This window comes from Vibrio sp. 10N.222.55.C7 (assembly GCF_041473335.1).
GTDB lineage: Bacteria > Pseudomonadota > Gammaproteobacteria > Enterobacterales > Vibrionaceae > Vibrio > Vibrio crassostreae_C.
Genome location: NZ_JBFRSC010000007.1, coordinates 217,665 through 230,170 on the forward strand (window position 1 = coordinate 217,665; position 12,506 = coordinate 230,170).

12 protein-coding genes are annotated in these 12,506 nt (G+C 44.5%); 7 read left to right on the forward strand and 5 right to left on the reverse strand.

The window, feature by feature from the left end:
- Positions 1–72 precede the first annotated feature (72 nt).
- Complete coding sequence (grcA, locus tag AB4482_RS02455; protein WP_017059315.1) at positions 73–450, reverse strand: autonomous glycyl radical cofactor GrcA; 378 nt, start codon at positions 448–450, stop codon at positions 73–75.
- 326 nt (positions 451–776) lie between these two features.
- On the opposite strand from grcA, the gene nfo reads away from it, so the two are divergent.
- The 3 genes from nfo to AB4482_RS02470 all read left to right on the forward strand — a co-directional run bounded on the left by nfo (position 777) and on the right by AB4482_RS02470 (position 3,401).
- Entirely contained in the window at positions 777–1,685 is a 909-nt protein-coding gene (nfo, locus tag AB4482_RS02460) for a deoxyribonuclease IV (protein ID WP_102319761.1), read from the forward strand.
- Between the two features lie 397 nt (positions 1,686–2,082).
- Complete coding sequence (gene ung, locus AB4482_RS02465) at positions 2,083–2,763, forward strand: uracil-DNA glycosylase (protein WP_372180497.1); 681 nt, start codon at positions 2,083–2,085, stop codon at positions 2,761–2,763.
- A gap of 86 nt (positions 2,764–2,849) precedes the next feature.
- Positions 2,850–3,401, forward strand: a complete 552-nt coding sequence (locus AB4482_RS02470; protein WP_372180499.1) for a hemerythrin domain-containing protein — start codon at positions 2,850–2,852, stop codon at positions 3,399–3,401.
- Between the two features lie 151 nt (positions 3,402–3,552).
- Here the strand turns inward: AB4482_RS02470 and AB4482_RS02475 are convergent, their stop codons facing one another.
- Positions 3,553–3,741: a DUF3545 family protein gene (locus AB4482_RS02475; RefSeq protein ID WP_017059319.1), complete on the reverse strand. Its 189-nt coding sequence runs from the start codon at positions 3,739–3,741 to the stop codon at positions 3,553–3,555.
- Positions 3,742–4,450: 709 nt separating this feature from the next.
- Between AB4482_RS02475 and AB4482_RS02480 the strand changes: the two genes are divergently transcribed.
- Together AB4482_RS02480 and yaaA are read left to right on the forward strand one after the other, a co-directional pair.
- Positions 4,451–5,878, forward strand: a complete 1,428-nt coding sequence (locus AB4482_RS02480; protein WP_032545312.1) for a sodium:alanine symporter family protein — start codon at positions 4,451–4,453, stop codon at positions 5,876–5,878.
- Between the two features lie 208 nt (positions 5,879–6,086).
- Positions 6,087–6,863, forward strand: a complete 777-nt coding sequence (gene yaaA / locus AB4482_RS02485; protein ID WP_372180501.1) for a peroxide stress protein YaaA — start codon at positions 6,087–6,089, stop codon at positions 6,861–6,863.
- Between the two features lie 163 nt (positions 6,864–7,026).
- Here the strand turns inward: yaaA and srmB are convergent, their stop codons facing one another.
- Together srmB and AB4482_RS02495 are read right to left on the reverse strand one after the other, a co-directional pair.
- The gene (gene srmB, locus AB4482_RS02490; RefSeq protein WP_372131542.1) at positions 7,027–8,292 is read right to left on the reverse strand and encodes an ATP-dependent RNA helicase SrmB; all 1,266 of its coding nucleotides are present in this window, start codon (positions 8,290–8,292) and stop codon (positions 7,027–7,029) included.
- Positions 8,293–8,399: 107 nt separating this feature from the next.
- Positions 8,400–9,128, reverse strand: coding sequence for a tRNA1(Val) (adenine(37)-N6)-methyltransferase (locus tag AB4482_RS02495; RefSeq protein ID WP_372180502.1), 729 nt, complete (start codon positions 9,126–9,128; stop codon positions 8,400–8,402).
- Between the two features lie 314 nt (positions 9,129–9,442).
- On the opposite strand from AB4482_RS02495, the gene brnQ reads away from it, so the two are divergent.
- The gene (gene brnQ, locus AB4482_RS02500; protein WP_017059325.1) at positions 9,443–10,756 is read left to right on the forward strand and encodes a branched-chain amino acid transport system II carrier protein; all 1,314 of its coding nucleotides are present in this window, start codon (positions 9,443–9,445) and stop codon (positions 10,754–10,756) included.
- Between the two features lie 146 nt (positions 10,757–10,902).
- Here brnQ and fldB read toward each other — a convergent pair whose 3' ends face one another.
- Entirely contained in the window at positions 10,903–11,424 is a 522-nt protein-coding gene (gene fldB / locus AB4482_RS02505) for a flavodoxin FldB (RefSeq protein WP_017062875.1), read from the reverse strand.
- A gap of 150 nt (positions 11,425–11,574) precedes the next feature.
- On the opposite strand from fldB, the gene xerD reads away from it, so the two are divergent.
- Positions 11,575–12,489: a site-specific tyrosine recombinase XerD gene (xerD, locus tag AB4482_RS02510; RefSeq protein WP_017059327.1), complete on the forward strand. Its 915-nt coding sequence runs from the start codon at positions 11,575–11,577 to the stop codon at positions 12,487–12,489.
- Positions 12,490–12,506 lie beyond the last annotated feature (17 nt).

Consider the following 12,506-nt stretch of genomic DNA (forward strand, 5'->3'; position numbering starts at 1 on the left):
ATTTGTTTTTCGAACAAATAAAAACGGCGCTCAATGAGCGCCGTTTTTGTATTCTAATTTAAGCTCTAAAAATTATAGAGACTCAGTGAACGTACGTGCGATAACGTCACGTTGCTGTTCAGTTGTTAGAGAGTTGAAACGTACAGCGTAACCCGATACACGGATAGTTAGCTGTGGGTAGTTCTCTGGGTGAGCAACTGCGTCTTCTAGCGTTTCACGCTTAAGAACGTTAACGTTTAGGTGTTGACCACCTTCGATGCGTGGTGCTGCTTCGATTGCAACTTCACGGCTTTCGTACTCGCCTAGGTCTGCAGCTGAGATAACTTGGTCAGCTTCGAAACCTGCAGTAGCAACAACACAACGAGCTTCATTCTTCTCGCTATCTAGTAGCCAGATTGAGTTTAGTAGGTCATCGTTTGCTGCTTTAGTAATTTGAATACCTTGGATCATAACTATCTCCTAGTCCACTGAATGTGGTTTGATTATGGTGTTAACTTTCGATTTTTATTGAGCTGGGTAATATATACCTAATATTAGTAAGGTTAACATTGATTTAAGTCAAAAAACAACCAAAAACCATATTTTTACAAAGGTGATTATATTGAGGTAAATCAATAAAACCTTTAAAAACAAAGTAATTACAAAATATTTTAAAGTATAAAAAATATTTAACAGTCATATTTGTTGTAAGTTTACTACATTTATTGTGTTTTTATTGAACTACAACCGATACGACCCTTTATTTATTAAGCATTCTGAAAGTGTAAAGTGATTTAATGACAAACAATAATTCATCCTCAAAACCGGAAACAAATATTAAGTTTATTGGCGCTCATGTGTCGGCTGCTGGTGGTGTTGATCAGGCGCCTATGCGTGCACGTGAAATAGGTGCCAATGCGTTTGCACTGTTTACCAAGAACCAGAGACAGTGGGCGGCAAAACCACTAGAAGCGAAAACCATTAGTGCCTTTAAAGCCAATTGCAAAATGTTGGGCTACGGTGCTGAGCACATTCTTCCTCATGACTCCTACCTGATTAACCTAGGAGCGCCAGAAGAAGAGAAGCTAGAGAAATCACGCGCGGCTTTTATTGATGAAATGGAGCGTTGTAATCAACTTGGACTAACGCTTTTGAATTTTCATCCTGGGAGTCATTTAAAGAAAATCTCAGAAAGCGAATGTTTGGCGAAGATCGCTGAATCGATCAACCTAGCTCATCAAGCGGTACCTGACGTAATCGCAGTGATCGAGAATACGTCTGGGCAGGGCACTAATCTGGGTTGGAAGTTTGAACATCTAGCCGAGATTATCGAGCAGGTAGAAGATAAGTCACGTGTGGGTGTGTGCTTAGACACCTGCCATACGTTTACTGCTGGCTATGACTTACGTACAAAAGAGGCGTGTGAGCATACTTTTGCTGAGTTCGACCGCATCGTGGGTATGCACTATCTAAGAGCAATGCACATCAATGATTCAAAAGCTGAGTTCGCGAGCCGAGTCGATCGACACCATTCTTTAGGAAAAGGCGAAATTGGCTGGGATTGTTTTGAGTATATTGCCTCTGATTCTCGCTTTAATGGTATCCCTCTTATCTTGGAAACCATTGATTCGACGATCTGGAAAGAGGAAATTCAACAACTTAGAATGTTTCATCGCTCAGCAACGCTAGCGAGCGAACAAGCGTAATAATAGAGGGGGAAATTTATTTCCGTCTATTTCTAAAAATTGGCACCTTTCTTTCATAGTATTAAAGTGAATATGTAGTTCACGATGTCTTAGAGGAGGTGCCTTTATGTATTCAATCACCCAAACTTCAACTATTGCTGTCGCACGCCGTTTACCTACACCAAACCGTCACGTGCATAACCACGGCCACCATCGTACACAGCAGAAAAGTGGTTAATCGAGATAAGCACAACTTGAACTGATTATTATGATTCATCAACAAGTGAACCCTACACATCATGTTTATTGATAGCTGTATGAGGTATAACTAGAGCCTTATTTAGGACAGTTAGCCGATACAGCTATTTTTTTGTCTGGCGAAAGCCGCTAGAAACCTTGATGATTGGGAAGTAAAACGATGAGCGCACCAAAGACTTGGGAATCCATTATTAATGATGAACGTGATAAAGAGTACTTTCAGAGTGTCCTCGCGTTTGTTGAACAGCAACGTAATAGTGGTAAAACCGTCTACCCGCCACAAGAACAGGTGTTCAGTGCCTTTGATATGACGCCTTTCGAATCCGTGCGAGTGGTTATCTTAGGGCAAGATCCTTATCACGGTGCTAACCAAGCTCACGGCTTAGCATTCTCAGTGCTTCCTGGTGTGAAAATCCCACCTTCTCTACGCAATATGTACAAAGAGCTTGCACAAGATATAGAGGGCTTTGAGATTCCTAGTCATGGTTATCTCGATTCTTGGGCATCGCAAGGGGTGTTGCTGTTGAACACAGTCCTTACAGTCGAAGAGGCAAAAGCACACTCACATGCTAAGTGTGGCTGGGAAACCTTTACCGATGCCATTATTGCTGAGCTCAATCAGCGCTCTGAACCGATCATCTTTTTGTTGTGGGGCGCACACGCCCAGAAGAAAGGTCAAGCGATTGATGACGACAAGCATCATGTGTTGGTTGCACCTCACCCATCGCCATTATCGGCACGCCGTGGATTCTTCGGTTGTCAGCATTTCTCTACAACCAACAAGCTGCTTTCTTCTATGGATCAACAACCTATTGACTGGCGTTTACCAACAGAAGTGTAGGTTGGTGGTTTTCTGAGCAGGGTCAAATCATAAATCAGCATATTCGTATACACTTATAAATAGTAGGTGTAATGGAGTGCAATACTATGATGATTGAAAGGATAAGACGAGAGCATGGCTATATGGCTCGTTTACTCGCGATACTCAACAGTAAGTTAGAGTTTCTGAAACAGGAGCGAGAAATAAACTATAGCCTGATCGCAGAGGTGGTTCATTACCTTATGAACCATTCAGACAAAGTGCATCACCCTAAAGAAGACGTCATTTATCGCTACTATCTTAAGCAATATGGCAGCGAGCAAGCGATTGAAGACTTGGAGTTAGAGCATCAATTGCTTTCTGAGAAAACGGCGAACTTTTTAGGTTTGGTCGATATGATCCTTCAAGATGCGGTGGTTCCTCAGCAAGTCTTTATTGAGCAGCTTGAAGCGTTTGTTAAGGCTCAGCGAAAGCACATGGAATATGAAGAGAAGCATGTGCTACCCATGATTGTTGAGGCGTTCACGGTGAAAGATTGGCAAGAAGTGGAGTCTCAATGGCTTCAACCGGAAGATGACCCTGTTTTTGGAGAGACCATCGCCGATCAATATCGCCAACTCGCGGCTCGGGTTCGACAAAATGAACAAGAGTGTGTTTAGCCCGTTGTAATGTTGAGGTGCACCTATTTTAGGTGTCCTCTATATTAGAGGGTTGGTTTCCAAATGGCGCTTTGAGCGGATTAACTACCTCAAAAAATAAAAAAGGCACCTATCTAGGTGCCTTTTGCTATCTGATTTCTTATCGTGCTGATTAAAGTTTTATATCGTCAAGGCTAAAATCAAGACCTAGGTTCATCTCTCTCAGCTCTTTCTCAAGCTGCCTACGATCGTTGATGGCTTCGATTTCACGCCACTTACGCTTGAGTGGTTTCGAGCGTGATTTTTGAGTTACACGAGGCATTTCTAGTTCTGATACTTCATCGAATTGAAAGCTATCCATAAGCCATATCTCCTTCCGTGGGACTAGTTCTTACGAACCAATAAATATCATATTTAGGTTCACAATAACTTTGATTTGTTTCTCATTTGTTTCAAATCCATGAAGCTTTTGTTCTATTTTCTTATGCATGCTCACACATTGTGAGAATTATTATGTATAAAAAACAGGCAAACAAACCTAAGTAAACGATTAAATTGGGGGTTATTGAATGTTAATTCATTGTGCGAATGGAATAGCGTTTTGACTACAATGCATTGAAGTGCACATGGTACCGTGCGGTATAGGGATCTCATTGGCCTAGAAAAAAACGAAGATCTTCACTATACCTTGTAAAACCTAGGCTGACGTCATTTTTATAGGATGGTGTTCTTGTTGGGGTAGTGCCGTGGCTGTTGTTGATATTATGTCCCGATAATGTGACTTTTATTGGGCTGCATTGTTGAAAGTTGTGTTAACAAAAGGTGTGTTATTAGTGAAATGTCATTTTAATATAAGTGTATTTGCATATTGATTTTTAGGCCGTCTCGCTGCATTATCCGCCCGTCAAAAAATACACTGATACGTAAAATGGATGCATGAAGCGACATTTACAGTCTCAATCGCCGCAAGAATATAACAAGAGTGCCGACACAACATTGACAGAGGCATAGGCGATTAAGAGGAAGGCTAGGAAGCATGATCGGTGCTTAAACTCAATTACGAGGTTCACGTGACAGACTTAATCAATTTGATGAACGATCTCCTTTGGGGATCTATCTTAGTTTACTTACTGGTTGGTGTGGGTATCTACTTCACTGTACGACTAGGCTTCATTCAATTCCGCCATTTCGGCCACATGTTCTCTGTTCTTAGAAACAGCCGTAAAGCAGACAGTGCTGGTATCTCTTCTTTCCAAGCTCTTTGTACTAGTCTCGCTGCTCGTGTAGGTACGGGTAACATGGCAGGTGTTGCTGTAGCACTAACCGCTGGTGGCCCTGGTGCTATCTTCTGGATGTGGCTAATCGCAATGCTAGGTATGGCAACATCGTTTGCAGAAAGCACACTGGCACAGCTATACAAAACGCGTGATAACGACGGTAACTACCGCGGCGGCCCTGCATACTACATGGAGAAAGGCCTAGGCATGCGTTGGATGGGGGTTCTATTCTCTATCTTCCTCATCATTGCATTTGGTCTTGTATTCAACGCGGTTCAAGCGAACGCGATTGCAAGCGCAATGAATACGGCATTCGACCTTGAGCGTAGCTACGTTGGTGTTGGTATCGTAATCATCTCTGCGTTCGTTATCTTCGGTGGTATCCGTAAGATTGCCCGCACAGCAGAAATCATCGTTCCAATCATGGCATTGGCTTACCTAGCGATCGCTATGTACGTGATGTTCGCGAACATCGAGAAAGTGCCTGAAGTACTGGCTCTTATCTTCAAGAGTGCATTCGGTCTGCAAGAAGCAGCAGCGGGTGGCCTAGGTTACGCAATCGCACAAGCGATGATTAACGGCATCAAACGTGGTTTGTTCTCGAACGAAGCGGGTATGGGTTCTGCGCCAAACGCAGCAGCTTCTGCTACGCCTTACCCACCGCACCCAGCATCACAAGGTTACGTGCAAATGCTAGGCGTGTTCATGGATACCATTGTTATCTGTTCAGCAACAGTCGCAATCATCCTGATGTCTGGTGAGTATGTACCACACGGTGAAGTAACGGGTATCGAACTAACGCAACGTGCACTAACAGCACAAGTGGGCGAATGGGGCGGCATTTTTGTAGCGGTAGCGATTTTCTTCTTCGCTTTCACTTCAATCATTGCAAACTACTCGTACGCTGAAACGAACCTTATCTTCCTTGAGCACAACAACAAGAAGGGCCTAGTGCTATTCCGTATCGTTGTTCTGGGTATGGTTATGTTCGGTTCTCTAGCGACGTTACCAACGGTATGGGCACTGGCTGACGTATCGATGGGCCTAATGGCGATTGTTAACTTGGTGGCGATTATCCTGCTATCAGGTATCGTGATTAAGCTAGCGAAAGACTACAACCGCCAACTAGACGCGGGTAAAGTACCAACATTCGATTCGAATGACTTCCCAGAGCTTAAGTCTCAGCTGGAAGACGGTATTTGGGACAACAACAAGAAGTAATCTTGTTGGAGCGATAAACGGCTCATCCTAAAGTGATTAGAAAGGCTAAGGTTTCGACCTTAGCCTTTTTGTTTGCCTGTCATTTGTCTCATTCTGTCTATCGAAGCTCATTCTCCCTATCGAAGTAATAGGAACAGTCATAAAGACAAGTTGATGTTTTTTCTATACTCTAGCAGCATCCAGTTAGATAACCGATTAGGGTAAAGTTATGTTAGTTGTCGTTTCTCCAGCCAAAACACTTGATTACGAATCACCATTAGCGACGGAACGCTTTAGTCAGCCTGAGTTTGTTGAACACTCTGCTGAGCTGATTGAAGAGTGCCGCAAACTGACGCCAGTAGATATTTCTGCACTGATGAAAGTCAGCGATAAAATCGCAGGGTTGAACGTAGCGCGCTTTGAGCAGTGGAGCGAGACCTTTACCCAAGACAACGCACGCCAAGCAATCCTAGCCTTTAAAGGCGATGTATACACTGGCCTAGACGCTGAAACGCTATCGGATGAAGATTTTGACTACGCACAAGACCACCTGCGCATGCTTTCTGGGTTATATGGCTTGCTTAAGCCATTAGATTTGATGCAGCCATACCGCCTAGAGATGGGTACACGCTTAGCCAATGCTCGTGGTACTAACTTGTACCAGTTCTGGGGCAACATCATCACAGACAAGCTCAATGAAGCGTTGAATGCTCAAGGCGACAATGTGTTGATCAATCTAGCGTCGAACGAATACTTTAAAGCCGTGAAGCCGAAGAACTTGGATGGCCAAGTGATTACCCCTGTATTCAAAGACTGCAAGAACGGTCAGTACAAGGTGATCAGTTTCTACGCGAAGAAAGCGCGTGGCATGATGGCTCGCTACATCATTGAGAACAAAATTGATTCCGTTGAAGCGCTGACCAAATTTGATACGGCGGGTTACTACTTCGTTGAAGAAGAGTCGAACGCGAAAGAGCTCGTCTTCAAGCGTGAAGAGCAAAACTAGTAGCTCTTGGTTAATTAGTTACTCTCGGTTTGAGTTTGAGTTTGAAATTAGAGGCCTAGTTATTTAGCCTAATAACGAGCCAGACAATAATAAACTAGACAAAGAAAAGCCCCACGCAGCGAACTGCATGGGGCTTTTTTATTGAATCGTTGAAGCTGGTAGATTACTTCTTCTTTGCTGCTTTCTTTTTCTTCGCGATTTTTTTCTTCTTCGCGATTTTTTGTTTCTCTACCGCTTTCTTATCTTCTTTCTTCGGCTTCTTCTTCTTAGTCACGGCCGCTTTCTTATGCGTAGGGCGCATGCCTTCAATAAAGCGTTCTTTGATTGGTTCGTCTGTGTAACGAGCCACACGCTCAATCATTAGTTGATCGTGCGCTTCAATGATAGAAACCGCGTTACCTTTTTTACCAGCACGAGCAGTACGGCCAATACGGTGTAGGTATACGTCAGCAGTACGTGGCATGTCGTAGTTGATTACGTGGCTTACGTCTGGAAGGTCGATACCACGAGCAGCAACGTCAGTCGCTAGTAGTACGTTTACAGAGCCGTCACGGAAACGAGCAATCGCGTTGTTACGACGATCTTGAGGCATTTCACCTTGGATCCACGCACATGGAATTTGCGCGCTTTCAAGTTGAGCTCGTAGATCACCTAGACGATCACGCGTCTTCAAGAATACGATGCTGCGCTCAGCTTGCTCTGTGATGACGTGCTTTAGGATGTTCAGCTTGTGCTCTGCTGTGTCTGCACGGTGGTACCACTGAGTGATCTTCTTACGCTCACGAAGTGATGATTTCGCATCGATCTCCGCTGGGTTTTTCAGTAGATCTTCAGTGAAGCCTTCAATGCCTTTACCTTCTAGCGTTGCTGAGAACAGTAAAGTTTGTTTACGCCAGCGACACTCTGCAGACAGACGGTCAACAACAGGACCAAAGCCCATGTCTAGCATGCGGTCGGCTTCATCTAGAACCAGCCATTCAATCGCACGACAGTCAAAACGCTCGCCTTCAATGTATTCCATCAAACGGCCAGGTGTTGCTACTACGATATCTTGAGTGGTACTTAAGATATCTGCGTGCTCTTGGTACATCACACCGCCCGTGATCGTGAAGATATTTAGGCTGGTGTATTTAGCAAGCTCACGTGCTTGTTCGGTGATCTGCATTGCTAGCTCACGCGTTGGCGTCAGGATAAGCATACGTGCAGGGCCAGATTTCTTACGTGGGAAATCCAGTAGGTATTGCAGTGCTGGCAATACAAATGATGCTGTTTTACCAGTACCTGTTGGCGCAGAAGCCAAAACGTCTCTTCCATCTAACGCTTGTGGGATTGCTTCAGCTTGTACCTGTGTTGGGCGTTCGTAGCCCATTTCGTCAATTGCTTTAAGCAGCTCTTGGTTTAGATCGAGTTCTGCAAAGGTTCTGATCACTGTTGTTTCTCCACAAGCAATAAATGTTTCTGCCTCAAAAAGCAGACGATAAAAAAGAGTAGTCGGACATTATAGAAGCATTAGTGATTAGGATCACATGGTATTTGCTACATCTTGAGATAAAAATCTTTAGTAAGGGCAATAAATGCCTCGCTATAACCGCCATCGTGATGGATCGTAAGCGATTCACGCTGAAAATCTTGCTCACAAACAGGATCTTTAGACAATTCAAACAGGACTCGAATTGCCGGTTTTCTGTCTGTTGTTTTCACATCAAGGCGCTTTGCTAGGTACCAACCACATTGTTGGGCAAGCTTGATGAAGCCTTCTCCCTCGGTCGTCGGCAGTATAAAACTGGCTGTGGCGGCATCCGTCGTTATCTCGAAACAACGCTGAGCAAGCTCAAGGTGATCCAAGCTATTGGTGTGTCTCGCGGTGGCTCTTTGGCTTTGCTGCGCCTGTTCTCCAGAGTTGAAGTAGGGCGGGTTACAGATGATCGCATCAAACCTTTGTGGAAAGTCGGCTGTTAACACGCTGCCGTGATCAAGGGAGATACGATTTTGCCAAGGCGACTGCTCAATATTGACAGTGGCAGCATCAATAGCGTGTTGATCAATATCTATCGCAGAGATTGAAGCATCTTCAAAACGCTGCGCAGCCATCAAAGCCAGCAGACCTGTCCCGGTTCCAATATCGAGTACACATGATCTTTGTGGCAGGCTTACCCACGCGCCAAGTAATACGCCATCGGTACTGACTGGCATACCGCTTTTCCCGCCGTAAATTGAGAATTGCTTAAAATTGAAGCTTTTAGTTTGCACTGTTTTGTCTTTCATTAATGTTCTGAGTATCGAGATATTTTAAGTGATTAGCTCTAATGTTAACCGCTTGTATGAGTCAATGTTCTGCTTGGAAGAATATTGTTGTGCATTATGGTTAGTTTATAATTGTGGCTATTTTTCTATAGCTAGTGGAATCCACTGCTTTTTGTTCTCATATGCAAATTTATATGGTGTTTTTGTGTGGTGACTTGCAGCTAGCCAGTTGTTTCGTCATTATGCGCGACTATTTTATAGATTGATTGGCAGCTTTGAGCTGTAACATTCATGTAAGCACAACATAAATTCATAAATATAATTAAGGATTATCTGTGAAACAGAGTCTAAAACTAACAGATATAATGGCATTGGGCTTTATGCTTTTTGCGTTTTTCTTGGGTGCGGGTAACATCATCTTCCCACCTCTAGCTGGCCAATTAGCCGGTGATCACTTCCTTCCAGCGATGTCTGGTTTTCTGCTGACTGCCGTTGGTCTGCCCTTAATCACTATCGTCGCGGTCGCAGTGGCTGGTGGCTCTTGGGGTCACTTAACTAAAGATCTTCCTAAGAAAGCAGCAACCATCATGGCTGTACTGATCTTTATCATTATCGGTCCTGCATTTGCTGCACCGCGTACTGGCCTTGTTGCCTATGAGATGGCGGTGAAACCGTTCTTCATCGATGCCTCTCAAGCTCACCTAACTCTCTTTTCGATTGCATTTTTTGCAGTAGCGATGTTCTTCTCATGGTCGCAAGGTAAGCTTATTGACGTCATTGGTAAGGTGCTAACACCTGCACTGTTCGTTGGTTTGGTTGTGCTGGCGATTGCTGTATTCGTTAACCCTCAAGGCGATATTCTTGCGGCTCACGGTGAGTACATCACTCAACCACTAACCAAAGGTTTCCTTGAAGGCTACAACACCATGGATACTTTTGCTTCTTTGATGTTTGGTATGCTGATTGTTGATGCGATTCGTAGCAAGGGCATTACTGACCGTGCAGCGACGACTAAGTACCTAATTAGCGCGGGTTGTATTGCCGCAGCGGGTCTGGCGTTTGTTTACATCTCTCTATTTTTCCTAGGCGCAACAAGTGCAACAGTCGCAGCTGGTGCAGACAATGGCGGTGCTATTTTAAGCCTATACGTTCAATCGTTGTTTGGTCCTTCTGGTCAGCTAGTGCTTTCTGTGATCGTACTATTAGCATGTCTAACTACGGCGATTGGCCTTGTGTCAGCATGTTCTGATTACTTCAGCTCGCTAACGCCTCTGTCTTACAAGACTTGGGTAATCATCAATGGTGTAGCTTGTGCAACCGTTGCGAACGTTGGTCTTTCTCAACTGATTTCTCTGTCTGTTCCAGTACTGTTTGCACTGTACCCAGTCGCTATCGCGTTGGTTGCTCTGACATTCTTACGTAGCCGTTTCCCTAATCCAAAAGCGGCTTACCGCGTAGTGGTATTAGTGTCACTGCTGTTTGCTCTTATTGATGGCGCTAAAGTAGCGGGTGTAGACGTGTCTGCACTTAAGATGCTGCCACTGTTTGAGATCGGTATGGGTTGGTTGCTTCCAACAACGGCTGCAATCATCTGTATGTTCTTTGTTGGCAAGTCAACAGAACAAGAGATGGCTGAAGAGACTGTTTAATCTTCCGTTGAGATTAGATTGTCCTTCGAGATGAAATAGAAAAGGCCTCATTACTTCGCAGTAATGAGGCCTTTTTGTATTCTGTGGTCTTTTTATATCCAGCTAGTTACTTGGTTAGCTACTTAGCCGGGAGTACTTCTGTTTGGTTATAGCTTTTCGCTGTACTCAACCAGTACTTGCTCAACCCAGCTTGCGATACGGTCGTCGCTTAGCTCGTATTGTGAATCTTCATCAAGCGCCAAACCAACGAATTGAGATTTGTCTTCGGTTAACGCTTTAGACGCTTCGAACTCGTAGCTGTCATCGTTTGGCCAGAAGCCAACAAACTCTGCACCCGCGGTTTTCAGTTCATCATGCAATAGACCCATCGCATCTAGGAACCATTCGCCGTAGCCTTCTTGGTCACCCAAACCAAACAGAGCCACAACCTTGCCTTTCATAGGCGTGGTTGCGATGTCTTCCCACAGTTCATTCCAATCTTCTTGGATTTCACCGAAGTCCCAAGTCGAGATGCCCAGCAATAAAAGGTCGTAGTCCGCCATCAATGAAAGAGGGCTTTCTTTCACGTTATGGATATCAACTAGGTCTTCACCAATAATGCCGCGAATTTTCTCTGCTGCCATTTCTGTGTAGCAGGTGGTTGAGCCGTAAAATAATCCAATTTTCATAGCAAACGTTCGATTTTAATTTCAGATGGCGAATTCTAACCATAAATCGACTTCGATTGCAGCGATTATCCGCTCAAGTCGTAATTTTTATGGCATTCATATTTGCTCTGGCATACTCTCAAAACAGTTTCCAATATTGTGAGTAACACTATGCAGTCGCCTCAAGGGCAGAGCGCAGACCACGGTCTCGTTGAGCAGTTTTTAGATGCTATGTGGATGGAGCGAGGATTATCGGAGAATACGCTTGTCTCGTACCGTACCGATTTGTCCAAGTTATTAGCGTGGATGGAAAAGAACAATTACCGCCTCGACTTCATTAGCCTTTCAGGTTTACAGGATTATCAAGGCTGGTTAGCCGACGCCGATTTTAAGCAGACCTCTCGTGCCCGTATGTTGTCGGCGATTCGTCGCTTGTTCCAATATTTGCACCGCGAGAAAATCAGAGGCGATGATCCAAGTGCCTTGTTGATCAGCCCGAAGCTGCCGCAACGCTTGCCGAAAGATTTGAGCGAAGAACAGGTTGATGCTTTGCTCGATGCGCCAGATCCGAACGATCCGATTGAGCTTCGCGATAAGGCAATGCTTGAGTTACTCTATGCAACCGGTTTGCGTGTGACAGAACTGGTTAGCTTGACGATGGAAAACATTAGCCTAAGACAGGGCGTGGTGCGTGTTATTGGTAAGGGTGGTAAAGAGCGCTTAGTACCCATGGGCGAAAATGCGGTCGATTGGATAGAGACTTTTATTGAACAAGGTCGTCCACATCTACTTGGCGAAAACAGTTCTGATGTGGTTTTTCCGAGTAAACGCGCCAAGCAAATGACCCGTCAGACGTTCTGGTATCGTATCAAGCACTACTCGGTCGTCGCCGGTATCGACACAGAATTGTTGTCACCCCACGTATTGAGACACGCTTTTGCGACGCATTTACTGAACTATGGCGCAGATCTCAGGGTCGTACAGATGTTACTTGGGCATAGTGACTTATCGACAACCCAAATTTATACTCACGTGGCGACTGAAAGGCTGAAGCAAATTCACGCGCAGCATCACCCACGTGCTTAAATCCATTTATTTTTAAG